The following is a 23,993-nucleotide window of genomic DNA, read 5'->3' as shown; positions in this document are numbered from 1 at the left end:
CGCTCCGACCGCTCTCAACTCTGCGCGGCCTGCCGGGGCAGGATGTCGTTGGCCACCATCTCGCCGAACGGGCTGACATAGCCGCGTCCCTCGGGCTGCGCCGGGCGCTGCACGTCGAGGTGCGGGAACAGCAGTTCGGCGACCCGGTAGGACTCTTCCAGGTGCGGATAGCCGGAGAAGATGAAGGTATCGATGCCCAGCTCGGCGTACTCCCTGACCCGCGCCGCCACCGTCGGCCCGTCGCCGACCAGCGCGGTACCGGCGCCGCCGCGCACCAGGCCGACGCCGGCCCAGAGATTGGGGCTGACTTCCAGGTTGTCGCGCGAACCGCCGTGCAGCGCGGCCATGCGTTGCTGGCCGACCGAGTCGAAGCGCGCCAGGGAGGCCTGGGCGCGGGCGATGGTGTCGTCGTCGAGGTGCGCGATCAGTCGATCGGCGGCCTGCCAGGCTTCCTCGCTGGTCTCGCGGACGATCACGTGCAGGCGGATCCCGAAGCGCACCTGGCGGCCCTGGCGGGCGGCCTTCTCGCGTACCTGGGCGATCTTCTCGGCAACCGCCGCCGGCGGCTCGCCCCAGGTCAGGTACAGCTCGACCTGCTCGGCGGCGAGGTCCTGGGCGGCCTCCGAGGAGCCGCCGAAGTACAGCGGCGGACGCGGCTGCTGCAACGGCGGATAGAGCAGTTTGGCGCCCTTCACCTGGATGTGCTTGCCGGCGTAGTCGACGGTCTCGCCCTCCAGCACGCGACGCCAGATGCGGGTGAATTCGACCGAGGCCTCGTAGCGTTCGGCGTGGCTCAGGTGCAGGCCGTCGCCAGCCAGTTCGTCGGGATCGCCGCCGGTGACCAGGTTGAACAGCGCGCGGCCGTTGGACAGCCGGTCCAGGGTCGCCGCCTGGCGCGCGGCGACGGTCGGCGAAATGATCCCGGGACGCAGCGCGACGAGGAACTTCAGGCGCTGGGTTACCGGGATCAGCGAGGCGGCGACCAGCCAGGAGTCCTCGCAGGAACGTCCGGTGGGGATCAGTACGCCGCCGAAGCCCAGGCGGTCGGCGGCCTGGGCGATCTGCTGCAGGTAGCCGTGGTCGACGGCACGGGCGCCCTGGGTGGTGCCCAGGTAGTGGCCGTCGCCGTGGGTGGGAAGGAACCAGAAAATCTCGAGGCTCATCGCAATTGACTCCAGAGTGAGCGCGCCGGCGTGGCGTAGCCGCGCGATGATCGTGTCGGTATGTGGGCGGTACGGGCTCAGGGTGCGCTGGCGACCTTGCCGGCCGGCGGCGTCCAGATCACGTCCTTGATGCTCAGCGGTTTGGGAATCAGCTTCAGCTGGGTAAAGGTGTCGGCGATCTTCTGCTGCGCCTCGACCACCGCCGGGGTGATCAACTGCGCGCCGTAGCCCTGGCGCTTCACCGCGGTAAGGGTGATGTCGGCGGGCAGCCCGAGCAGCGGCGCGACCTGCTCGGTCACCTGCTGCGGGTTGGCCCGCGACCAGTCGCCGACCTGGCGGATCTCGTCCACCAGCTTGTCGAGCACCTGCGGATGCCGTTGCGCGTAAGTCCGGGTGGCGAGGTAGAACTGGTGGTTGTCGACCAGCTCGCGACCATCCACCAGGACCCGCGCGGACAACTGCTTCTCGGCGGCGGCCTGGTAGGGGTCCCAGATCACCCAGGCGTCGACGCTGTGACGCTCGAAGGCGGCGCGGGCGTCGGCCGGCGGCAGGTAGACGGGTTGGATGTCGCTGTACTTCAGGCCGGCCTGCTCGAGGGCGCGGACCAACAGGTAATGCACGTTGGAGCCCTTGTTCAGGGCGACTTTCCTGCCCTTCAGCTCGGCCACCGACCGAATCGGCGAGTCCTTCGGCAGGAGGATCGCCTCGCTGGTCGGCGCCGGCGGTTCGTAGGCCACGTAGAGCAGGTCGGCGCCGGCGGCCTGGGCGAAGACCGGCGGGGTTTCGCCGGTCACGCCGAAGTCGATGCTGCCGACATTGAGTCCCTCGAGCAGTTGCGGGCCGCCGGGAAACTCGGTCCATTGCACCTTCACGCCGTCTTCGGCGAGACGTTTCTCCAGGGTGCCACGGGCCTTGAGCAGGACCAGGGTGCCGTATTTCTGGTAGCCGATCCGCAGGGTGTTGGCCGACTTCTCGTCGGCCTGAACGCCGTAGGACAGGGCCGCCACCAGCAGGGCCGCCAGTCCACGACGCAAAGCGATGGTGCGCATGGCGCTCTCCTTTGTCGTTGTGGGTGCCGAACCTGCCGCGCCGTTGACGGAACAGTGAGGTCGTCGTGTGTGCGTTGTGCAATCGGGCCGCGGCGCGCGTGCGCTGGCGGCGGACGGATCAGATGCTCCAGCGGGCGTTCACCAGGCGCTCGTTGAGCAACTGCGGGTCGATCGGCTGCGGCCGTCGCGAGAGGGCCAGGTGGAAGGTTTCCAGGGCGTTTTCCAGGCGCTGCTCGAGGACCGGTTCCAGGCGCGCCGGGTCGCTCTCGGTGGCGTAGGCGATCTGCTTGTCCACGGCGAATACGCCATGCAGTACCTCCTGGGCCTTGAGCGCGGCCAGGACCGGCTTCAATGCATAGTCCACGGCCAGCATGTGCGCGCTGCTGCCACCGGTAGCGAACGGCAGCACCACCTTGTGCTCCAGGGCGCGCTCGGGCAACAGGTCGAGCAGGACCTTCAGCGCGCCGGAAAACGAGGCCTTGTACACCGGGGTGGCGACCAGCAGGCCGTCGGCGCGGCCGATCTGCTCGGCCAGCGCCAGTACCGGCGGACTGTCGAGGCGGGCACGCAGCAGGTCCTCGGCGGGAAAATCCAGCACCTGGTGGCTGGCCACCTCGACGCCGCGACGGCTCAGCCAGTCCCTGGCACGCTCCAGCAACACCCCGGAGCGGGAGCGTACGCTGGGACTTCCGGCGATGGAAACGACGAGCATGGGGGGGATTCCTTATAACCGGAAAACAGAATATTCGTTTGGCTTGCTAACCAAGTTGCATAGACCTTAACAGGCGGCCTCATATTCCAATAAATGTTTTTTATTCATTTATTTATTCCATAAAGCATATAAGAACCCGGTTCGGGGTCTTGCCTCAGAGCACGTGCGCCCGCTGCATTTCGGTCAGGGCCTCGCCGCGCAAGTAGGCCAGCTCCACCGCCCGGCGATCGCGGGGACGCGCCAGCGGTACGTGGAACTCGCGGCGGATGTGTCCGGGACGGCCGCCCATCAGCAGCACGCGGTCGGCGAGATAGAACGCCTCGTCGAGATCGTGGGTGACCAGCAGGACGCTGATCTCGTAGTTCTGCACCACGTCCTGCAGCAGGTCCTGGAGGCGCATGCGGGTGAAGGCGTCGACCGCGCTGAACGGCTCGTCGAGCAACAGCACCTGCGGCCGTCCGTAGAGACCGCGGGCGATCGCCGCGCGCTGCGCCATGCCGCCGGACAGTTGCTTGGGCAGCAATCCTCCGCAGCCGGCCAGTCCGACATCGGCGAGCAGGCGCTCGACCCAGTGCTCGTCCTCCAGCCAGCCGTCGGCGAAACCGACGTTCTGCGCCACCGTCAGCCAGGGCAACAGGCGCGGCTCCTGGAACACCACGCCGATTCCGCCGCTGCGGCCGTTCTCGCCGTCCGGGCCGAAGCCGAGGATCGGGTTGCGTTCGACAGTGCCCTGGAAGTCATCGTCCAGTCCGGCGGCGATCCGCAGCAGGGTGCTCTTGCCGCAACCACTGGGGCCGAGCAGGCTGACCACCTCGCCGGGCGCCAGCGACAGCGCCACGCCCTCCAGCACCCGCGTATCGCCATAGGCCTTGCGAATCTCCAGCAGGTCGAGCAGGCCGCTCATGCGCCGCCCTCCCCGTCGAAGCTGTCGCGCCAGCGCAGGGCCCGGCGCTCCAGCGAGCGGAGCAGGCCATCGCTGAGCTTGCCGAGGGCCGCCAGGACCAGGATCGCGGCGATCACCAGGTCCGGACGCGAGGTTTCCCGACCGTCACTGAGCAGGTAGCCGAGGCCCTGGGTGGCGGCGATCAGCTCCGCCGCGACGAGGAACATCCAGCTCAGGCTGAGCGCCCCGCGCAGGCCGGTGAACAGGTTCGGCAGCGCCGCCGGAAGGAGGATGCGGCGGACCAGGGCGAAGCGCGACAAACGGTAGAGCCGCCCCAGTTCCACCCACTTGCGATCGACCCCGCGTACCCCGGCGACCAGCGCGAGGTAGACCGGGAAGAAGGCGCCGAGGGCGATGAGGACGATCTTCGGCGTCTCGTCGATGCCGAACCAGAGCAGCAGCAGGGGCACCCAGGCCAGGCTGGGGATCGCCCGCAGGGCCTGGAAGCTCGGCTCCAGGTAGGCTTCGGCGCGACGACTGAGACCGACCCAGGTACCGACCACCAGGGCCAGGCCGCTGCCGATCGCGAAGCCGGCGGCGACCCGCGCCAGGCTCGCGCCGACATGCCCCCACAGCTCGCCGCGAGCCAGTTCCACCAGGGTCAGCAGGATGCCGCTCGGCGCCGGCATCTGGTAGGCCGGCAGCCAGCCCAGGCGCACCAGCGCCTCCCACGACGATAGTGCCAGCAGCGGCAAGGCCCAGGCCCGCCAGGCGCCCGGCACGCGCAGTCGCCACGCCCGGCGCGAGACTCGCCGGGCCAGTCGCAGGCTCTGGCTGACCATGGCTCAGGGCTCCGTGCGCGCCAACGGGACACCGCCGATGACCTCGGCGGCCCACTGCGGCGCGATCAGTTCGTCGACCACCTTCTGCACGTCCACGCCCGGCCGCACCAGGCGCTCGTCCGCCAGGATCGGCGCCGCGGCCTTGAGCGCGGCGACCTGTTCGGCGCCCGGCAGCGGCTGGCTGAAATCGGTGCGCGACAGTTGCAGGCGAGCCACTTCCAGCGGCAGGCCGGCTTCCTCGGCAAGCAGTTGCGCGGCCTCGTCGGGATGCCCGATCACCCAGTGGCGCGCCTGCTCGTAGGCCGCCAGCACCTGGCGGATCAGTTGCGGATGGCGTTCGGCGAAATCCTCGCGGACATTGAGCACGCCGTAGCTGTTGAAGCCGAGGTTGCGGTAGAGCAGCCGCGAGCCGGCCTGCAACTCGCTGGCCGCCATGTGCGGATCGAGTCCGGCCCAGGCGTCGACCTGGCCCTTCTCCAGGGCTACCCGGCCGTCGGGATGCTGCAGGTGGACGATACGCAGGTCGTTCTTGTCCAGGCCTACGCTGTGCAGGCTGCGGAGCAGGAACAGGTAGGGATCGGTGCCCTTGGTGGCAGCCACCTTGCGCCCCTTGAGCTCGGCGAGGCTGCGGATCGGCGAATCCTTGCGCACCAGCAGCGCGGTCCACTCCGGGCGGCTGGCGACGTATACGGTACGTACCGGGCTGCCGTTGGCCCGCGCGAGTACCGCGGCGAGGCCGGCGGTCGAGGCGAAATCGACGCTGCCGGCGTTGAGGTACTCCAGGGAACGGTTGCTGCCCTGGCTGAACACCCAGCGCACCCGGGTGCCGCTGCCGTCCAGGCTTTTCTCCAGCCAGCCGAACTTCCTGAGCGCCAGGCTGGTGGGGGCGTAGTAGGCATAGTCGAGACGGATTTCAGCGGGGGCGGCGGCCTCTGCCGCGGGAAACACGGCAAGAACGGCGAGCAGGGCCAGCCAGGCCCGGCAGCGACGGAGAGCGGCGATCATGCGTCTGCTCCTGGAAGGAGGTGGATGAGCGAGCCTTCTCCCCGTCTGGCGGGCAAGTCAGAGCCGGTTTCGGAAATGGATGGCGGATAAAAAGCGTCGCGGCGACGCGCTGGCGCACATAAAAAAGAGGGCCGGTCGAAACCGGCCAAAAACCCTGCTCGTGGCTAAACAGCGTTGCATGACGGCACGCACCGTCGAATAAAAGGTCCCGCCTGCCGTGCCTGCCCATGCAGGCGGGACGAATCCGGCCTCAGCGGTTGGGCTGGGGCGTCAGGCGCAGGTAGGGCTTCACCGCGCGGTAGCCTTTGGGGAAACGCCGCTTGATCTCTTCCTCGTCCTTCAGCGAAGGCACGATTACCACCTCGTCGCCGTCCTCCCAGTTGGCCGGCGTGGCGACCTTGTGCTCGTCGGTCAGTTGCAGCGAATCGATCACCCGGAGGATCTCGTTGAAATTGCGCCCGGTGCTCGCCGGGTAGGTGATGATCAGGCGCACCTTCTTGTTCGGGTCGATGATGAACAGCGAACGCACGGTCAGCGTGTCGTTGGCGTTCGGGTGGATCAGGTCGTAGAGTTCGGAAACCTTGCGGTCGGCGTCGGCGATGATCGGGAAATTGACCCGGGTGTCCTGGGTCTCGTTGATATCGTCGATCCACTTCAGGTGCGACTCCACCGGATCCACCGACAGCGCCAGGACCTTGACCCCGCGCTGGGCGAACTGGTCCTTGAGCTTGGCGGTGAAACCCAGCTCGGTGGTGCACACCGGGGTGAAGTCGGCGGGGTGGGAGAACAGCACGCCCCAGCTGTCGCCCAGCCACTCGTGGAGGCGGATGCGCCCTTCGCTGGAGTCCTGTTCGAAATCGGGGGCGATGTCGCCGAGTCTGAGGCTCATGGGGTCACTCCTTGTTCGTGTTGGAGCCCACTATGCCCAAGGCCGGCTGACGTTAAAAAGAATAAATTCAGATTTTCTTATAACAAAAAATAGAATACCCAACCCTTCGCCTGGAAATCCGTCTCCTTTCGTCCGCCGGCCTGCCGCCCGGCCAACCCCCGCCTACACTGAAAACACCTTGGCCCGCTATCCAGGAGTCGCCGTCATGTTGGGGAAACGTTCCACCGATCCCACCCCGGCCACCCGCTTTCGCAGCGATCGCATAAGTTCGGTGAATGGGCAGTACTTCTTCTCCACCCGCGAAGGGACCCTGGAAGGTCCCTATTTCACCCGTTTCGACGCGGAGCGGGAAATCGACGCGTATATCCGCAGGATGCGCCAATCGGCGGAAATCCACGCGCCGGGTTCCCGCTGAAACGATACAGGCGCTGAATTTATTTCCCGGCGGCTGAAACGTTCAAGAAAGGGAAGGCAGGTATTCTCGGCGGAACGCCGAGGCAAATGTCACCGCATGTGAACGCACTCACATCGGGGGTGAGTTCCAGTATCATTCACCCGGTGAATACCTGCCATGTCGTGCGTATCCACGCTTCTCCACGTTTTCTAGCGGTAAATCCATGAAAAAAATCTTATTGATGCTTTTGTGCGTCAGCGTGCTGGGTTGCTCCAAAAACAGCGTCGAATCGGAAAAACCGGTCGACGTGCTCCTGATCGGTGGCGGCATCATGAGCGCCACCCTGGGTACCTATCTGAACGAACTGGAACCAGGCTGGACCATCGAGATGGTCGAGCGCCTGGACAAGGTCGCCGAAGAAAGCTCCAACGGCTGGAACAACGCGGGCACCGGTCACTCGGCGTTCTGCGAACTGAACTACACCAGCGAGGCCGCGGACGGCTCGATGGATATCAGCAAGGCGGTGGCGATCAACGAGAACTTCGAGATCTCCAAGCAGTTCTGGGCCTACCAGGTCGACCGCAAGGTGCTGAACGATCCGAAGTCGTTCATCAACAACGTCCCGCACATGAGCTTCGTCTGGGGCGACGACAACGTCGCCTTCCTCAAGAAGCGCCACGCCGCCCTGCAGCACAGCTCGCTGTTCCGCGGCATGGAGTACTCGGAAGACCCCGAGCAGATCAAGCAGTGGGTGCCGCTGGTGATGGAAGGCCGCGAGCCGGGGCAGAAGATCGCCGCCACGCGCATGTCGATCGGCACCGACGTCAACTTCGGCGAGATCACCCGCCAACTGGTGGGCTCGCTGTCGGCCAAGGACACCTTCAAGCTGCGCCTGCAACATGAGGTCCGCGACCTCAAGCGCAACGACGACAACACCTGGACCGTGACCATGGCCGACCTGGCCAATGGCGACAAGGAAACCAGCGTCAAGGCCAGGTTCGTCTTCATCGGCGCCGGCGGCGGCGCGCTGAAGCTGCTGCAGATGTCCGGCATCCCCGAGGCCGAAGGCTACGCCGGCTTCCCGGTGGGCGGTTCGTTCCTCGCCACCACCAACCCGGATGTGGTCAAGCGCCACCTGGCCAAGGTCTACGGCAAGGCTTCGGTGGGTTCGCCGCCGATGTCGGTGCCGCACCTCGACACCCGCATGATCGACGGCAAGCCGGTTCTGCTGTTCGGTCCGTTCGCCACCTTCTCCACCAAGTTCCTGAAGAACGGCTCGCTGTGGGACCTGCCGGGCTCGGTGACCAGCGGCAACATCGGCCCGATGTTCAACGCCGGCATCGACAACTTCGATCTCAGCCAGTACCTGATCGGCCAGCTGATGCTCAGCCAGGACGACCGCATGGCCTCGCTGCGCGAGTACTTCCCGGAAGCCCGCGACGAGGACTGGAAGCTGGTGCAGGCCGGCCAGCGCGTGCAGATCATCAAGAAGGACGCCGAGAAAGGCGGCGTACTGCAATTCGGCACCGAAGTGGTGACCGCCGCCGACGGCTCCGTCGCCGCCCTGCTCGGCGCCTCGCCGGGCGCCTCGACCGCCGCGCCGATCATGCTGTCGGTGCTGGAGAAGGCCTTCAAGGACAAGGTCGCTACTCCCGAGTGGCAGGCACGCCTGAAGGAAATCGTGCCGTCTTACGGGCGCAAGCTGAACAACGACATCGAGCTGACCAACAGCACCCGTGCCTGGAGCAGCGAGCGCCTGCAACTGATCCACGTGCCGGTACAGCCGGAGGCCTGATCGGCCACCGACGCGCGCGCATGAAAAAGCCCGGCAATAGCCGGGCTTTTTTGGGTTGGCGTTCGCCTTGCGGGGCGGCGCATCGGCGGATAACGCCGCTGGCGTTATCCGCCCTACCCGACAGGCAGCGCCGCCCACAAAGTCACTGCGGGCCGTAGGGCGAACAACCGCTCGCGGTTATCCGCCGGAACCTGCATGTCACCGATTGCGCCCTCCCGCGATATCACGCCCCTCCTTCGAGCCTGGCCAGGCGCTCCTCCAGCGCCGCCAGGCGCGTCTCCAGCTCGGCGATCCGCGCTTCCGCATCGGCCGACAGAGCGGCCGGCGCGGCGCGTTCCGGGTCGCTGCCCATCGCCTCCACGGCGGCCTCGAGGTCGGCCTGGCTGCCGAGCAGGTGCATGTAGCGCTCCTCGCGCTGCCCGGCGCGACGCTCCAGGTGCACGGCCAGGCCACGGCCGGCGAGGCGTTCCAGGTGGTGGCGGATCTGCTCGACGTCGTCGAAATCGTGCAGGCGGTTGCTGCGGGTGAGCAGTTCGTTGAGGGTCTGCGGACCACGCAGGAACAGCAGGCCGAGCAGCGCCACCTGTGGCGCCACCAATTCCAGGCCCTTGCCCAGGGTGTGCTCCCAGCGGTCGGCGCGGCTGCCCATCACCAGCCTGACCAGGCCGCGCCCCTCGAGCTGGCGCAGGCTCTGGCCGACCTGGCCGGGCGTGAGGTTCATCACCGGATCGCGGCTGGTCTTCTGGTTGCAGGCGAGGACCAGGGCATTGAGGGTCAGCGGATAGGTTTCCGGGGTGGTCGCCTGCTTCTCGACGAGGCTGCCGAGAATCCGTGCATCGACGGCGCTCAGCGGGTCGTCGACGAACGGCGAGTTGGGCTCGGTGGACATCGCTACATCCCTATGCAAGGAAAAAGGCGCCTAGCCTAGCGCGAGTCGCCGGGGATGGCACGGAGCGTCATGTAAATAAAACCCATGAGGCGAGCCCCGACCTGCGGGGCCCGCCGTCGCGCACGGGCTCAGCGTACGGCTTCGAACAGCCCGCTGGCGCCCATGCCGCCGCCGACGCACATGGTCACCACGCCGTAGCGCAGGTTGCGCCGGCGCAGTTCGCGGACCAGATGACCGACCTGGCGCGAGCCGGTCATGCCGAACGGGTGGCCGATGGCGATGGAGCCGCCATTGACGTTGTACTTCTCGTTGTCGATCTCCAGCCGGTCGCGGCAGTACAGGCACTGCGAGGCGAAGGCTTCGTTGAGTTCCCAGAGATCGACGTCGGCGATCTTCAGCCCCTTCGCCTTGAGCAGCTTCGGCACCGAGAACACCGGACCGATGCCCATTTCGTCCGGCTCGCAGCCGGCCACGGTGAAGCCACGGAAGAAGGCCTTCGGCTCCAGGCCCAGCGCCAGCGCTTTCTCCAGGCTCATCAGCAGGGTCATCGAGGCGCCGTCGGAGAGTTGCGAGGCGTTGCCGGCGGTGACCGAACCGTCCTCGGCGAACGCCGGCTTCAGCGAGGCCAGGCCTTCGAGGGTGGTGTCCGGGCGGTTGCAGTCGTCGCGGTCGACCACTCCGTCGAGCACCTGCTTCTCGCCGCTGGCCTTGTCCTCCACCGCGTAGCGGGTGGTCATCGGCACGATCTCGTCGGCGAACAGCCCGTCCGCCTGGGCTCGCGCCATCCGCTGCTGGCTCTGCAGGGCGTAGGCGTCCTGGGCCTCGCGGGTGATGCCGTAGCGACGGGCGACGATCTCGGCGGTCTGCCCCATGGGGTAGTAGATGCCCGGCACCTCCCTTTGCAGCAGCGGGTTCACCAGGTGGTCGGTGTTGACGCTCTTCAGGGTCAGGGTGATCGACTCGACGCCGCCGGCGACGATCACCTCGCTGCAACCGGAAGCGATCTGGTTGGCGGCGATGGCGATCGCCTGCAGGCCGGAGGAACAGTAGCGGTTGAGGGTCATCCCCGGCACCTGGATGCCGAGGCCGGAGAGCACCGCCACGTTGCGCCCGATGTTGTGGCCCTGGGCGCCTTCGTTGGAGCCGGCGCCAACGATGCAGTCATCCACCAGCAGCGGGTCGAGGTCGTTGCGCGCCAGCAGCGCGTCGACGCAGTGGGCGGCCATGTCGTCCGGCCGGGTCAGGTTGAACTTGCCGCGGAAGGACTTGGCCAGGCCGGTCCGGACGCTGTCGACGATCACCACTTCACGCATGGGGGTACCCTCGCTGTTATTGTCGGTCGGCCGCCGGGGCAGCGGCCGGATCGAGCGAGGATAAGGCGAGGCAATCGCGCGAGGCACCGATCATTCATCCGGCGTATGCGTCGCCATCCCCTGGAGAGGACGGCGCCGCATTCCGGCGGGCCTCACTTGTCCTTCTTGTACGCCGCTTCGATGGCGTCGTTGATGGTGCGCAGCACCTTGACCCGGGCGAAGCGCTTGTCGTTGGCTTCGACCAGGGTCCAGGGCGCGATCTCGGTGCTGGTACGGTCGACCATATCGCCCACCGCGTCCACGTACTGGTCCCACTTGTCGCGGTTGCGCCAGTCTTCCTCGGTGATCTTGTAGCGCTTGTAGGGGGTTTTCTCGCGCTCCTTGAAGCGCTCCATCTGGGTCTGCTTGTCGATCGCCAGCCAGAACTTCACCACGATGATCCCGTACTCGCTGAGCTGCTCCTCGAAGTCATTGATCTCGCCATAGGCGCGTAGCCAGTCGGCCGGTGCGCAGAAGCCCTCGATGCGCTCCACCAGCACGCGGCCGTACCAGGAACGGTCGAAGATGGTGAACTGGCGACGCGCCGGAATGTGCCGCCAGAAGCGCCAGAGATAGGGCTGCGCACGCTCCTCTTCGGTCGGCGCGGCGATCGGCACGATATGGTACTGGCGCGGGTCCAGCGCGTCGGTGACACGGCGGATGGCGCCGCCCTTGCCGGCCGCGTCGTTGCCCTCGAACACCGCGACCAGCGAATGCTGGCGGAAGCGCTTGTCGCGGATCAGCCCGGCCAGGCGGGCCTGCTCGGCGGCGAGCTGCTCCTTGTAGGCGTCCTTGTCCAGGTACTGGCCCAGGTCCAGGGAGTCCAGCAGGCCGCGGTTGTCCAGGCTCGACACCAGCGGCGCGGCGTGCGGCTGGCGCTTGGCGCGCTCCTTGGTGGCCAGCGCGGCCTGCAACCCTTCGAGGAGGATGCGACCGACGGTCAGGGCGCGGTAGCGCTCGTCCACGCCTTCCACCACGTACCAGGGCGCGTAGTCCCGGCTGGTGCGGCGCAGCACGCGCTCGCCGTAATGCACGAAGCGGTCGTAGACCTCGCTCTGCTTCCAGTCCAGCGGACTGAGCTTCCAGCTGTGCTGCGGGTCCTTTTCCAGCGCCTTGAGGCGTTCCTTGAGCTGTTTCTTGGAGAGGTGGAACCAGAACTTGAAGAGCAGCGCGCCTTCGTCGCAGAGCATGCGCTCGAAGCGTTCGGCGGCATCGATGGCCTGATCCAGCTTGGCCTCCTTGATATGCCCCTCGACCCGCGCGTAGAGCATCTGGCTGTACCAGTTGCCGAAGAAGATACCGGTCCGCCCCTTGGGCGGCAGGCGCCGCCAGAAGCGCCACTGCGGCGGCCGCTCCAGTTCCTCGTCGGAGGGACGGAGGAAGCTCTGCACTTCGATCAGGCGCGGGTCCATCCACTCGTTGAGGAGCTTGACCGTCTCCCCCTTGCCGGCGCCCTCGATGCCGTTGATCAGGATGATCACCGGGAAGCGCGCCTGCTGCTTGAGCTCGAACTGCGCCTCGAGCAGCGCTTCGCGCAACTCGATGACGGCCTTCTCGTAGGTGTCCTTGTCGATGCTGTGGCCAACTTCCGCGGATTCGAACATGGAGGTCTCCCTTAACCTGAGTCCTTCAAGGTAGCGGATCGGCGTGCGGCTGTCTGCGCGGCGCCGCGGCATGTTCGCGCAGCGCCTCGCCGCTGGCCGGCAAAGCCCCGTAAAATGCGCCATCCGCTTTTTCAGGTTCTGCCATGTCCGACTTCCAGCATGCCCAGCTCGACTGGGACGAAAACGGCCAGCCGCTATCCCGCGCCTTCGGCGACGTATATTTTTCCCGGCATTCCGGGCTCAACGAGACGCGCCATGTGTTCCTCGCCACCAACCGCCTGGCCGAGCGCTTCGCCGCGCTGGGCGACGGCGAGGTGCTGTGCATCGGCGAGACCGGCTTCGGCACCGGACTGAACTTCCTCTGCGCCTGGCAGCTGTTCGAGCGGGTCGCGCCGGCCGGCGCGCGCCTGGAGTTCGTCAGCGTGGAGAAATTCCCCCTCGCCGCCGCCGACCTGCGCCGCGCCCTGGCGCTATGGCCGGAACTGGCGCCCTGGAGCGAGGCCCTGCTGGGCCAGTACCTTGCCGTGCACCCGGGCTTCCAGCGCCTGGCGTTCGCGGGTGGAAGGGTCGGCCTGACCCTGCTGCTGGGCGATGCCCTGGAGTGCCTGCCGCAGCTCGACGCGCGGGTCGACGCCTGGTTCCTCGATGGCTTCGCCCCGGCGAAGAACCCGGACATGTGGTCGCCCGTACTGTTCGCCGAACTGGCGCGACTGTCGGCGCCGCAGGCGACCCTGGGCACCTTCACCAGCGCCGGTTTCGTCCGCCGCGGGCTGGTCGAGGCCGGTTTCGCCATGCAACGGGTACCGGGCTACGGACAGAAGCGCGAGATGCTCAGCGGCACCTACCAGGGGCCGCCGGCGAACGCCGGCAAGCCCTGGTACGCACGCCCCGCGCCCCACGCCGGGCGCCGCGCGGCACTGGTGGTCGGCGGCGGCCTGGCCGGCTGCGCCAGCGCCGCCAGCCTCGCCGCGCGCGGCTGGCAGGTGACCCTGATCGAACGCCATCCCGGCCTCGCCCGGGAAGCCTCGGGCAACCCCCAGGGCGTGCTCTACCTGAAACTCTCGGCCCACGGCACGCCGCTGTCGCGCCTGGTGCTCAGCGGCTTCGGCCATACCCGCCGGCTGCTCGAACGCCTGCGGCGCGGCCACGACTGGGACGCCTGCGGCGTACTGCAACTGGCCTTCGACGCCAAGGAAGCGCAACGCCAGGCGCAACTGGCCGCAGCCTTCCCCGCCGACCTGCTGCACGGCCTGGAGCGCGAGCAGGCCGAGCGCCTCGCCGGCGTCGCCCTGCCCGCCGGCGGCCTGTTCTATCCCGAAGCCGGCTGGGTCCATCCGCCCGCGCTGTGCCAGGCCCTGGCCGCCACCCCCGGGATCACCCTGCTGAGCGGCCGGGCAGTACGCTTGCGCCGCGAGGGCGACGACTGGTGCGCCTACGCCGGCGACGAATGCCTGGCCCGCGCGCCACTCGCGATCCTCGCCACCGCCGCCGACATCCGCGACTTCCCGCCCGCCGCCGAGCTGCCGCTGAAGCGCATTCGCGGGCAGGTCACCCGCCTGCCGGCCACCCCGCAAAGCCGGGCGCTGCGCACCGTGGTCTGCGCCGAGGGCTACGTCGCACCGCCGCGTGGCGACGAACACACCCTCGGCGCCAGCTTCGACTTCAAGAGCGAAGACCTGGCGCCGACCCTCGCCGAACACCAGGGCAACCTCGAACTGCTGCGGGAAATATCCCCCGATCTGTTGCAGCGCCTGGGCGCCGACGACCTGCCGCTGGAGCGCCTGGAAGGCCGCGCGGCATTCCGCTGCACCAGCCCCGACTACCTGCCCCTGGTAGGCCCGCTGGCCGAGCGCGCGGCCTTCGACGAGGTCTACGCGGTGCTCGCCCGCGACGCCCGCCAGGTGCCGGAGCGTGCCTGCCCCTGGCTGCCAGGCCTGTACCTGAACAGCGGCCACGGCTCGCGCGGGCTGATCAGCGCGCCGCTGTCCGGCGAACTGCTGGCGGCGTGGATCTGCGGCGAGCCGCTGCCGCTGCCGCGCGCGGTGGCCGAGGCCTGCCACCCGAACCGCTTCCTGCTGCGCGACCTGGTGCGCGGGCAGCGCGGCTGAAGCCCCGGGCGCACCGATTTGCGCTACCCTTCGGGCCTGCCGCACGCGCAGGCCATACCGGACCACCGGCTGGCTCACCCGCGGAAATAGTTGATCGACGATGGATGTACTGCTCTTCGAATCCCTGGGCATCGGCGCCGTTCTCGGCCTGCTGCTCGGCCTCACCGGCGCCGGCGGCTCGCTGGTCGCCCTGCCCCTGCTGCTCAGCCTGCACCTGCCGCTGCGCGACGCCATCGGCGTGAGCCTCGGCGCGGTCGCCCTGTCGGCGCTGATTGGCGCCATTCCGCGCGCGCGCCAGGGCCAGGTGGCCTGGCGGCCGGTGCTGGTCCTGGCGCTGGCCGGCCTGCCGAGCAACGCCGTCGGCCAATGGCTCGGCCGCTTCGTCCCGGAAGGCGTGCTGATCGTCGCCTTCTGCCTGCTGGTGCTCTGGTCGGCCTGGCGCATGTGGCGCGGCGCCGGGATGAAACGCGAGGCCAGCGACCAGGCACGGAGCCTGCCGCTGCTCGGCATCGGCCTGGCGGTCGGCTTGCTGTCGGGATTGATGGGCGTGGGCGGCGGCTTCCTGGTGGTGCCGGGGCTACTCTGGTTCACCCCGCTGTCGATGATGGCCGCCACCGCCACCTCGATGGCGGTGATCGCGCTGGTCTCCGGCGGCGGCTTCCTGATCTACCTGACCGGCGCCCACCCGCCGCTGCCGCTGCTCGGCGGCCTCGCCGCCGGCGGCGCGGTCGGCGTGCTCGGCGGCAACCTGCTGGCGCAGCGCCTCGGCGGCCCGACCCTGCAACGCCTGTTCGCGCTGATGCTGGTGGCGGTGAGCTTCTCCCTGGCGGCGCAGAAGCTCTACGGCGGGTAGCTTTCCTCGGCGGCCGGGGCACCGGGGAAGCGGCGTTATGCGCCCTACGCGAAGGTCACGCCATGGCGTACAACGCGCTTGTCCACCAGGCATCGGCAGGTTCGCCAGGTAAAGACCGCCGACGCGACTGTCTTTCGTAGCGAACCTGGCGCCCTCACTCTTCTTCGACGTCCTCTTCCGGCAAGCCGAACAGGTCGGCCGCGCGCAGCAGCGCGGCCAGCAGGCCGTGGCGCTCCCACTCGGGCAACGCGGCGAAGCGCTCGATCACGTACTCCGGCAATAGCGGCGGCGCCTCCGCCAGGGCTTCGTGGCCGGCCGGGTCGAGGTGCAGCCAGGACTTGCGCCGGTCCTGTTCGTCGCGCCGACGATAGAGCAGGCCGCGTCCTTCGAGGCGGTCGAGCACGCCGGAGAGCGATGCCTGGGACAGGCTGACCAGCTTGGCCAGTTGCGTCGCGGTCAGTTCTCCCTCCACCGCCAGGACATGCAGGATCAGCAATTGCAGCGGGGTCAGGCCACCGTATCGGCTGAGACGCTTGGAGTGGATTTCGGCGGCCTGCTGGAGACGGCGGATGGCGCGGAAAATAGCGAGCGAATAGGTATCGGCAGCGGTCTTATTACTTTCAACCATAATAAATTCTTCGTTAAGGGTCCTGATAGGCCCGGAAAATTCGTATAGAACTCCTTCCAACTGTAACGGTCCTCTGTTAGGTAAGTCATGTACCCGGAAGGGGTACGCAACCCACTTCCCCAACGGAGAACCGGTAAGGAATATGTGCGGCATATCAGGAGAGTTTCGTTTCGACAACCAGGCAGCCGACCTCGCAGCGGTCGAACGCATCACCCACCACCTGGCCCCTCGCGGCCCCGACGCCTGGGGCTTCCACGCCCAGGGTCCGATCGCCCTCGGACATCGACGGCTGAAGATCATGGACCTGGCGGAAGCTTCCGGCCAACCGATGATCGATCCCGATCTCGGCCTGGCCATGGTGTTCAATGGCGCCATCTACAACTACCCCGAACTGCGTGGCGAACTGGAAAGCCTTGGCTATCGGTTCTTCTCCGGCGGCGACACCGAAGTTCTCTTGAAGGGGTACCATGCCTGGGGCGCCGATTTATTGCCCCGGCTCAATGGGATGTTCGCCTTCGCCGTCTGGGAGCGCGATCGCCAGCGGCTGTTCCTGGCCCGTGACCGACTCGGCATCAAGCCGCTCTACTACAGCCTCGACCGCTCGCGCCTACGCTTCGCCTCGAGCCTGCCGGCCCTGCTCAAGGGCGGCGACATCGCCAGCGACCTCGATCCGCAGGCGCTGAATTTCTACCTCAACTTCCACGCCGTGGTTCCCGCCCCGCACACCTTGCTGGAGGGCGTGAAGAAGCTGCCGCCGGCGACCTGGATGAGCGTCGACCTCGACGGCAGCTGCGAGCAGCGCACCTGGTGGACGCTGGACTACGGCCCACGCCCGGACGAGCGCGAGCTGACGCTCGACGACTGGCAGGAGCGCGTCCTCGACGGCCTCCGCGAAGCGGTGGCGATCCGCCAGCGCGCCGCCCGCGAGGTCGGCGTGCTGCTCTCCGGCGGGGTCGATTCGAGCCTGCTGGTGGGCCTGCTGCACGAAGCCGGGGTGGACAACCTGCTGACCTTCTCCATCGGCTTCGAGGATGCCGGCGGCGAGCGCGGCGACGAGTTCCAGTATTCCGACCTGATCGCCGAGCGCTATCACACCCGCCACCATCGCCTGCGCATCGGCGAGCACGAAGTGATCGAGCAGTTGCCGGCGGCCTTCCGCGCCATGAGCGAGCCGATGGTCAGCCACGACTGCATCGCCTTCTACTTGCTCGCGCGGGAAGTCTCGAAGCACTGCAAGGTGGTGCAGAGCGGCCAGGGCGCCGACGAGCTGTTCGCCGGCTACCACTGGTATCCGAAGGTGGATGGCGCCGACGACGCCTTCGCCGCGTACCGCGCGGCGTTCTTCGACCGCGACCACGAGGAATACCTGGCCACCGTCGGCGAGCGCTTCCGCGTCGAGGACGTCGCCGGGCGCTTCGTCCGCGACCACTTCGCCAGCCCCGGCGCCGAGGCCGCGGTGGACAAGGCGCTGCGCCTGGATAGCACGATCATGCTGGTCGACGACCCGGTCAAGCGGGTCGACAACATGACCATGGCCTGGGGCCTGGAAGCCCGCGTGCCGTTCCTCGACTACCGCCTGGCCGAGCTGTCGGCGCGCATTCCCGCCCGCTTCAAGCTCGGCGACGGCGGCAAGCAGGTGCTCAAGGGTGCCGCGCGCAAGGTGATTCCCAGCGAAGTCATCGACCGGCCCAAGGGCTACTTCCCGGTGCCCGGCCTCAAGCACTTGCAGGGCCGCACCCGCGAATGGGTACGCGAACTGCTGCTGGACCCGAGCCAGGACCGCGGCCTGTTCCAGCCGGCGATATTCGATCGCCTGCTGAGCGATCCGGACGGCGACCTCACACCGCTGCGCGGCTCCAAGCTGTGGCAGCTGGCCGCCCTCAACCTCTGGCTCAGCGAACAGGGACTTTGAAAATGGGCCCCCAACGCAGGGGCCCGAACCAGGAGCGATCATGAAAGGCCACTTGCATCTGCCTCACCCGCACAACCAGCGCCTGCAACGTATCCAGGCGCCCACCTACGAACGCCTCCAGGCGCGTCTCGCCGAAGATCACAGCGAGCCCACCGAGAAACCGCTGAGCATCCACTGCGGCTGGGGCCGCCTGCTGATCGGGCAGACCTACCCGGACGCCGAGGAACTGGCCCGCGACCTGTTGCAGGAAGCCCCCGGCGAACGCGACATCGCGCTCTACGTGGCGGCGCCGCAGCAGGTCCTGGCCCACGCCCCGCAGCAGCTCTTCCTCGATCCCTCGGATACCCTGCGCCTGTGGTTCACCGACTACCGCCCGGCGCGCCGTCCGCCACGCGGTTTCCGCATCCGCCGGGTGCATACCGAGGAGGACTGGGCGGCGATCAACCGCCTGTACCTGGCGCGCGGCATGCTTCCGGTGCAGACCGAGCGCCTCAGCCCGCGACACCAGGGCGGGCCGATCTACTGGCTGGCCGAGGACGCCGACACTGGCGTCGCGGTAGGCACGGTGATGGGCCTCAACCACGCCAAGGCGTTCCAGGATCCGGAGGGCGGCTCCAGCCTCTGGTGCCTGGCGGTGGACCCGCAATGCAGCCGGCCGGGCGTCGGCGAGGCGCTGGTACGGCACCTGGTCGAGCACTTCATGAGCCGCGAACTGGCTTACCTCGACCTCTCGGTGCTGCACAACAACCAGCAGGCCAAGGCGCTCTACCGCAAGCTCGGCTTCCGCGAACTGGCGACCTTCACCATCAAGCGCAAGAACGGCATCAACCAGTCGCTGTTCCTCGGCCCCGGCCCGGAGGAAGACCTCAACCCCTACGCCCGGATCATCGTCGACGAAGCCCACCGGCGCGGCATCGAGGTGCGCGTCGACGACGCCGAGGGCGGCCTGTTCACCCTGACCCAGGGCGGCCGGCAGATCCGCTGCCGTGAATCGCTCTCCGACCTGACCACGGCGGTAAGCATGACCCTCTGCCAGGACAAGGTCCTCACCCACCGCGCCCTGCAGCACGCCGGCCTGCGCCAGCCACAGCAGCGCCTGGCCGGCAGCGCGGAGGAAAACGCCGCGTTCCTCGCCGAGCACGGTTCGCTGGTGGTCAAGCCGGTGGACGGCGAGCAGGGCCAGGGCGTGGCGGTGGACCTGCGCACCGCGGAAGAGGTCGAGGAGGCCATCGAGGCCGCCCGCCATTTCGATTCGCGCGTGCTGCTGGAGAGCTACCACGCCGGCCACGACCTGCGCGTGCTGGTGATTGGCTACGAGGTGGTGGCCGCCGCCATCCGTCGTCCCGCCGCGGTGATCGGCGACGGCCGGCACAGCATCCGCGAGCTGATCGAGGCGCAGAGCCGCCGGCGCCAGGCCGCCACCGGCGGGGAAAGCCGCATCCCGCTCGACCACGAGACCGAGCGCACCCTGCGGGCCGCCGGCTATGGCTACGACGACGTGTTGCCCAGCGGCGAACACCTGGCCGTGCGGCGCACCGCCAACCTGCACACCGGCGGCATCCTCGAGGACGTCACCGACGCCCTCCATCCGGCCCTCCGCGAGGCCGCGATCCAGGCCGCGCGGGCCCTGGAAATACCGGTGGTGGGCCTGGACTTCCTGGTCGAGGCCGCCGACCAGCCCGACTACGTGATCATCGAAGCCAACGAGCGCGCCGGCCTGGCCAACCACGAGCCGCAGCCGACCGCCGAACGCTTCGTCGATCTTCTCTTCCCCCTCAGCCGCGAGGTGCCTTCATGACCCCTCTGCCACAACCGGACCTCAACTACCTGCAACGGGTGCTGCTGGAGATGCTCGCCATCCCCAGCCCCACCGGCTTCACCGATACCATCGTGCGCTATGTCGCCGAGCAGCTCGACGAACTTGGCGTGCCCTTCGAGATGACTCGCCGGGGAACCATCCGGGCGACCCTCCAGGGCCGCCTGAATACCCCCGACCGGGCGGTTTCCGCGCACCTCGACACGATCGGCGCGCTGGTCCGCGAGATCAAGCCCAACGGCCGCCTCGGCCTGGCCCCGGTAGGCTGCTGGTCGAGCCGCTTCGCCGAGGGTAGCCGGGTCACGGTGTTCACCGAACAGGGCGTGTTCCGTGGCAGCGTGCTGCCGCTGCTGGCTTCGGGCCACGCCTTCAATACCGAGGTGGACAACCTGAAGATCAGTTGGGACAACATCGAGCTGCGTCTCGACGCTTATACCGCCAGTCGCGCCGACAGCGAGAGCCTGGGCATCTCGGTGGGTGACTACGTGGCCTTCGATCCGCTGCCGGAGTTCACCGAGAGCGGCCATATCAGCGCCCGCCACCTGGACGACAAGGCCGGGGTCGCGGCGCTGCTGGCGGCGCTGAAGGCGGTCAAGGAAAGCGGCCAGGAGCCGCCGATCGACTGCCACCCGCTGTTCACCATCACCGAGGAAGTCGGCTCCGGCGCCGCCGGCGCCCTGCCCTGGGACGTCAGCGAGTTCGTCGGCATCGACATCGCCCCGGTGGCCGAAGGCCAGAATTCCAACGAGCACAGCGTCAGCGTGGCCATGCAGGACTCCGGCGGGCCCTACGACTTCCATCTGTCGCGGCACCTGCTGCGGCTCGGCGAGCGCCACGACATCGCCCTGCGCCGCGACCTGTTCCGCTACTACCACAGCGACGCGCAGTCGGCGATCGCCGCCGGCCACGACACCCGCGCCGCGCTGCTGGCGTTCGGCTGCGACGCCACCCACGGCTACGAGCGCACGCACATCGACAGTCTCGCCGCGCTGAGCCGGCTGCTCACCGCCTACATCCTCAGCCCGCCGGTCTTCGCCAGCGACGCCAAGCCCCGGGAAACCTCGCTGGAACGCTTCAACAAGCAGCTCGAGCATCCGGTGCACATGGAAAGCTGCACCCACGTCCCGCCGGTGGACGAAGTGCTCGACAGCAGCAACAACAGCGACAAGGACTGAACCCGCGCCGGCCTCCCCGCCCCCGGGGAGGCCGCCCTCCTCTCCAGCCAACTGCTAGGCTGATGGCAGGTTCCCTCGCCTGTCTCGTTTCCTCCGTAGCATCATGCGTGCCGACTCGTGTCCATGGAGTAGTTGCATGTCTCGACTCTGCCTGGTCCTGCTGTTGCTCTGCTGCGCGCTGCCGGCCCAGGCGCAGCCGCCCGCGCCGCTGGACGGAGAGGACCTGCGCCTGTCCCTGGGCGCATACGCCGAGTACTACCGCGACGCCGGCGGCAAGGCGCGCCTGGGCGACATCCTCGCCTTGCCGGCGCAGGCCTTCGCCGCCCTGCGCGGCGACCACGCGAACTTCGGCAAGAACGCCGCAGCCTGGTGGTTCAGGGTGCGCCTGGACAACCGCAACGGCACCGACCTGGCCGGTTTCCTGGAGATCAACTACCCGCTGCTGGACGACCTCAAGGTCTACCTGCTGACCGCCGATGGGCGCATCGAACAGCAGGAGAGCGGCGACCTGTTCGCCTTCTCCCAGCGCCCGGTGCAAGTGCGCAACTTCTGGTTCCCGCTGCGACTGCCGCCCGGCGAGAGCACCCTGCTGCTGCGCGTGCAGAGCACCAGCACCGTCTACGTGCCGCTGTACTTCAGCACCTACGCGGCCAGCGCGGCCAGCCAGGAAACCCTGATGGGCTTCAACGGGGCCTTCTACGGTGTGCTGTTCGGGTTGTTCTGCTACAACCTGTTCCTCTTCGTCTCGCTACGCGAGGCCACCTATGCCTGGTACCTGCTGTACAACCTCAGCCTCGGCCTGTTTTCCGCCAGCTTCGACGGCCTGCTGTTCAAGTTGCTGCCCGGACACGTGGCGCTGGAGTCGGCCGGCATCTACCTGCTGATGTACCTGAGCTGCCTGGTGTCGATCCAGTTCAGCCGCGGCTACCTCTACACCCGCCGCGACTTCCCGCGCCTCGACCGCTTCCTCCGCGGCCTGCTGCTGGCCTGCGTGGTCCTGTTGGCCAGCGAGCCGCTGGTGGGGCTGCGCGCCTGGAACGTCCTCGCCAGCCTGACGGTGATGCTGGTATCCCTCAGCCTGCTGCTGGCCGGCGTCCACGTCTGGCGCCAGGGCCTGCGCTACGGCCTCTACTACATCCTGGCCTGGGGCGCGCTGCTGCTGTCGTTCCTGGTCACCACCGCCGCCTCGCTGGGCTTCGAACTGTTCGGCCTGTTCGGCAGCAGCGTGGTCAAGATCGGCATGACCGTGGAACTGGTGACCCTGTCCATCGGCCTCGCCGACCGCATCAATGCGCTCAAGGAGGAAGGCTTCCGCTCGCGCCAGGCGGCCGAGCAGGCGCGGGTGGAGAACGAGGCGAAGAGCCGCTTCCTGGCGAAGATGAGCCATGAGATTCGCACCCCGCTGAACGGCGTGCTGGGCATGCTGCAACTGCTCCGCGACACCCCGCTGGACCGCGGCCAGGCGGCCTACGTGGAGACCATCGCCAGCTCCGGCAGCGCGCTGATGTCGGTGATCAACGATATCCTCGACTACGCTCGCATCGAGTCCGGCAAGCTGCACCTGGAGCGCATCGACTTCGACCTTGAGGAGCTGCTCTCCGACACCCTGGCGCTGTTCAGCGCCCAGGCCGTGGAAAAACGCCTGCGCCTGCATCTCGGCCTGGACAGGGGCGTGCCGCGCCGCCTCAACGGCGACCCGACGCGGTTACGCCAGGTACTGATGAACCTGCTCAGCAATGCCCTCAAGTTCACCGCCGAAGGCCATGTCGCCGTGCGCGTGCAGCGGCGCTTCGACGAGGGCGGACGCGAGCGCCTGCTGTACAGCGTCAGCGACAGCGGCATCGGGATATCCGCCCAGGCGCAGAAGACCCTGTTCGAATCCTTCTCCCAGGCCGACTCCAGCACCACCCGCCGCTACGGCGGCAGCGGCCTGGGCCTGGCGATCAGCCGCGAGCTGGTGCAGATGATGGGCGGGCGCATCGAGGTGAGCAGCGAGCCGGGCAAGGGCACCCGGTTCAGCGTCGACCTGCCGCTCAGCCCCGCCCTCGACGCCGGCGAAGCGGACGAACTGGCGCAACTGCTGCAACACCGCCCGGCCCTGCTGGCCAGCGAGGACAACCTGACCCTGGACTGCCTGCAGGCATTGCTGGAGCGTTGGGGACTGCGGGTCGAACGCTGCCTGCAGCCGAGACGGCTGAACGCCTACCTGGAGGACTTCAGCGCACCGCCCCTGCTGGTCCTGGCGGCGCCCTGGCCGGGGCCGCCGTCGATCTGGCTGGACACCCTCTATGCGCAACTGGAGCAAGGCCAGCGCATCCTCCTGCTATGCCCGCCGCAGCACTGCCAGGACCTGCCGCCGCACGAAGGCCTGCGCCTGCTGGCCCTGGCCCAGCCGGTGGCGGTGAAGGCCCTGCGCGAAGCCCTGCTGGAACTGTACCGGGAGCGGCGCCGACAGCCAGGGCGGAGCAGCGAGGCGGCCCCGGACGAACGCCTGGACGCCCCATGCATCCTGGTCGCCGAGGACAACCCGGTGAACCAGCTGGTGGTGCGCGGCTTCCTCGCCAAGCGCGGCTACGCGGTGCGCCTGGCCGGCAACGGACGGCTCGCGCTGGACGAGTACCTGCGCGATCCGAACGGCATCCAGTTGATCCTGATGGATGGCGAGATGCCGGAAATGGACGGCTTCGAGGCGACCCGCCTGATCCGCCGGGAGGAGCGTGCCCAGGGCTGGCCACGCGTACCGATCGTCGCCCTGACCGCGCACATCCTCGACGAACACCGCCGGGCCGGAATCGAGGCTGGCATGGACGCCTACCTCGGCAAGCCGGTGGACCGGGCGGAACTCTATGCCACCCTCGAACGCCTGCTCGGCCAGCCTTCGCGACAGGCATGACAGTGCGCGATGCGTCGCGCTAGCATTCGCC

General features: G+C 68.1%; 19 protein-coding genes. 8 read left to right on the top strand and 11 right to left on the bottom strand.

Features of this window, described 5'->3' with window-relative positions; translation table 11 throughout:
• Nucleotides 1-14 precede the first annotated feature (14 nt).
• From ssuD to AC1RB9_RS07665, 7 genes are all read right to left on the bottom strand, one after another.
• The gene (gene ssuD, locus AC1RB9_RS07695) at nucleotides 15-1,163 is read right to left on the bottom strand and encodes an FMNH2-dependent alkanesulfonate monooxygenase (RefSeq protein ID WP_003091910.1); all 1,149 of its coding nucleotides are present in this window, start codon (nucleotides 1,161-1,163) and stop codon (nucleotides 15-17) included.
• 77 nt (nucleotides 1,164-1,240) lie between these two features.
• Complete coding sequence (locus AC1RB9_RS07690; RefSeq protein ID WP_003117542.1) at nucleotides 1,241-2,212, bottom strand: sulfonate ABC transporter substrate-binding protein; 972 nt, start codon at nucleotides 2,210-2,212, stop codon at nucleotides 1,241-1,243.
• 118 nt (nucleotides 2,213-2,330) lie between these two features.
• A complete protein-coding gene (gene ssuE / locus AC1RB9_RS07685; RefSeq protein ID WP_003091915.1) occupies nucleotides 2,331-2,924 on the bottom strand; it encodes an NADPH-dependent FMN reductase in 594 nt (197 codons plus the stop codon).
• A 154-nt stretch (nucleotides 2,925-3,078) separates the two neighbouring features.
• Nucleotides 3,079-3,828: an ABC transporter ATP-binding protein gene (locus AC1RB9_RS07680; protein ID WP_003091922.1), complete on the bottom strand. Its 750-nt coding sequence runs from the start codon at nucleotides 3,826-3,828 to the stop codon at nucleotides 3,079-3,081.
• On the bottom strand, nucleotides 3,825-4,649 hold the full coding sequence (locus AC1RB9_RS07675) for an ABC transporter permease (protein ID WP_003102304.1): 825 nt from the start codon (nucleotides 4,647-4,649) through the stop codon (nucleotides 3,825-3,827). Before AC1RB9_RS07675 ends, AC1RB9_RS07680 begins: the two co-directional genes overlap by 4 nt.
• 3 nt (nucleotides 4,650-4,652) lie before the next feature.
• The gene (locus AC1RB9_RS07670; protein ID WP_003117540.1) at nucleotides 4,653-5,654 is read right to left on the bottom strand and encodes an aliphatic sulfonate ABC transporter substrate-binding protein; all 1,002 of its coding nucleotides are present in this window, start codon (nucleotides 5,652-5,654) and stop codon (nucleotides 4,653-4,655) included.
• A gap of 250 nt (nucleotides 5,655-5,904) precedes the next feature.
• Nucleotides 5,905-6,543 carry a peroxiredoxin gene (locus tag AC1RB9_RS07665; RefSeq protein ID WP_003102302.1) on the bottom strand — a complete coding sequence of 213 codons (639 nt, stop codon included), beginning with the start codon at nucleotides 6,541-6,543 and terminating at the stop codon, nucleotides 5,905-5,907.
• Between the two features lie 205 nt (nucleotides 6,544-6,748).
• Between AC1RB9_RS07665 and AC1RB9_RS07660 the strand changes: the two genes are divergently transcribed.
• A complete protein-coding gene (locus tag AC1RB9_RS07660; RefSeq protein ID WP_003102301.1) occupies nucleotides 6,749-6,958 on the top strand; it encodes a DUF6316 family protein in 210 nt (69 codons plus the stop codon).
• Nucleotides 6,959-7,160: 202 nt separating this feature from the next.
• The gene (locus AC1RB9_RS07655) at nucleotides 7,161-8,732 is read left to right on the top strand and encodes a malate:quinone oxidoreductase (RefSeq protein WP_003102300.1); all 1,572 of its coding nucleotides are present in this window, start codon (nucleotides 7,161-7,163) and stop codon (nucleotides 8,730-8,732) included.
• Between the two features lie 223 nt (nucleotides 8,733-8,955).
• On the opposite strand, the gene AC1RB9_RS07650 is transcribed toward AC1RB9_RS07655, so the two are convergent.
• The 3 genes from AC1RB9_RS07650 to pap form a co-directional block, all read right to left on the bottom strand.
• Nucleotides 8,956-9,621 (bottom strand): YceH family protein, encoded by a 666-nt coding sequence (locus AC1RB9_RS07650; RefSeq protein WP_003091932.1) that lies wholly within the window; start codon nucleotides 9,619-9,621, stop codon nucleotides 8,956-8,958.
• Between the two features lie 128 nt (nucleotides 9,622-9,749).
• On the bottom strand, nucleotides 9,750-10,934 hold the full coding sequence (locus AC1RB9_RS07645) for a thiolase family protein (protein ID WP_003102299.1): 1,185 nt from the start codon (nucleotides 10,932-10,934) through the stop codon (nucleotides 9,750-9,752).
• Between the two features lie 152 nt (nucleotides 10,935-11,086).
• Nucleotides 11,087-12,577 (bottom strand): polyphosphate:AMP phosphotransferase, encoded by a 1,491-nt coding sequence (gene pap / locus AC1RB9_RS07640; RefSeq protein ID WP_003102298.1) that lies wholly within the window; start codon nucleotides 12,575-12,577, stop codon nucleotides 11,087-11,089.
• A gap of 143 nt (nucleotides 12,578-12,720) precedes the next feature.
• On the opposite strand from pap, the gene mnmC reads away from it, so the two are divergent.
• Complete coding sequence (gene mnmC / locus AC1RB9_RS07635) at nucleotides 12,721-14,685, top strand: bifunctional tRNA (5-methylaminomethyl-2-thiouridine)(34)-methyltransferase MnmC2/FAD-dependent 5-carboxymethylaminomethyl-2-thiouridine(34) oxidoreductase MnmC1 (protein WP_003117538.1); 1,965 nt, start codon at nucleotides 12,721-12,723, stop codon at nucleotides 14,683-14,685.
• 100 nt (nucleotides 14,686-14,785) lie between these two features.
• Complete coding sequence (locus AC1RB9_RS07630) at nucleotides 14,786-15,538, top strand: sulfite exporter TauE/SafE family protein (RefSeq protein WP_003117537.1); 753 nt, start codon at nucleotides 14,786-14,788, stop codon at nucleotides 15,536-15,538.
• Nucleotides 15,539-15,692: 154 nt separating this feature from the next.
• Here AC1RB9_RS07630 and AC1RB9_RS07625 read toward each other — a convergent pair whose 3' ends face one another.
• Nucleotides 15,693-16,166, bottom strand: coding sequence for a MarR family winged helix-turn-helix transcriptional regulator (locus AC1RB9_RS07625; RefSeq protein WP_003091943.1), 474 nt, complete (start codon nucleotides 16,164-16,166; stop codon nucleotides 15,693-15,695).
• Between the two features lie 142 nt (nucleotides 16,167-16,308).
• On the opposite strand from AC1RB9_RS07625, the gene AC1RB9_RS07620 reads away from it, so the two are divergent.
• The 4 genes from AC1RB9_RS07620 to AC1RB9_RS07605 all read left to right on the top strand — a co-directional run bounded on the left by AC1RB9_RS07620 (nucleotide 16,309) and on the right by AC1RB9_RS07605 (nucleotide 23,962).
• Complete coding sequence (locus tag AC1RB9_RS07620) at nucleotides 16,309-18,078, top strand: N-acetylglutaminylglutamine amidotransferase (protein ID WP_003106635.1); 1,770 nt, start codon at nucleotides 16,309-16,311, stop codon at nucleotides 18,076-18,078.
• Nucleotides 18,079-18,118: 40 nt separating this feature from the next.
• Nucleotides 18,119-19,876, top strand: a complete 1,758-nt coding sequence (gene ngg, locus AC1RB9_RS07615; RefSeq protein ID WP_003111433.1) for an N-acetylglutaminylglutamine synthetase — start codon at nucleotides 18,119-18,121, stop codon at nucleotides 19,874-19,876.
• Nucleotides 19,873-21,069 (top strand): osmoprotectant NAGGN system M42 family peptidase, encoded by a 1,197-nt coding sequence (locus AC1RB9_RS07610; RefSeq protein WP_003091951.1) that lies wholly within the window; start codon nucleotides 19,873-19,875, stop codon nucleotides 21,067-21,069. Before ngg ends, AC1RB9_RS07610 begins: the two co-directional genes overlap by 4 nt.
• 136 nt (nucleotides 21,070-21,205) lie before the next feature.
• A complete protein-coding gene (locus AC1RB9_RS07605) occupies nucleotides 21,206-23,962 on the top strand; it encodes a hybrid sensor histidine kinase/response regulator (protein WP_003453526.1) in 2,757 nt (918 codons plus the stop codon).
• The last annotated feature ends 31 nt before the right edge of the window (nucleotides 23,963-23,993 follow it).

Source organism: Pseudomonas sp. 20-5, assembly GCF_056782835.1.
Note: the sequence above shows the minus strand (reverse complement) of the source record. Positions and strands in the feature narration are given on the sequence as shown.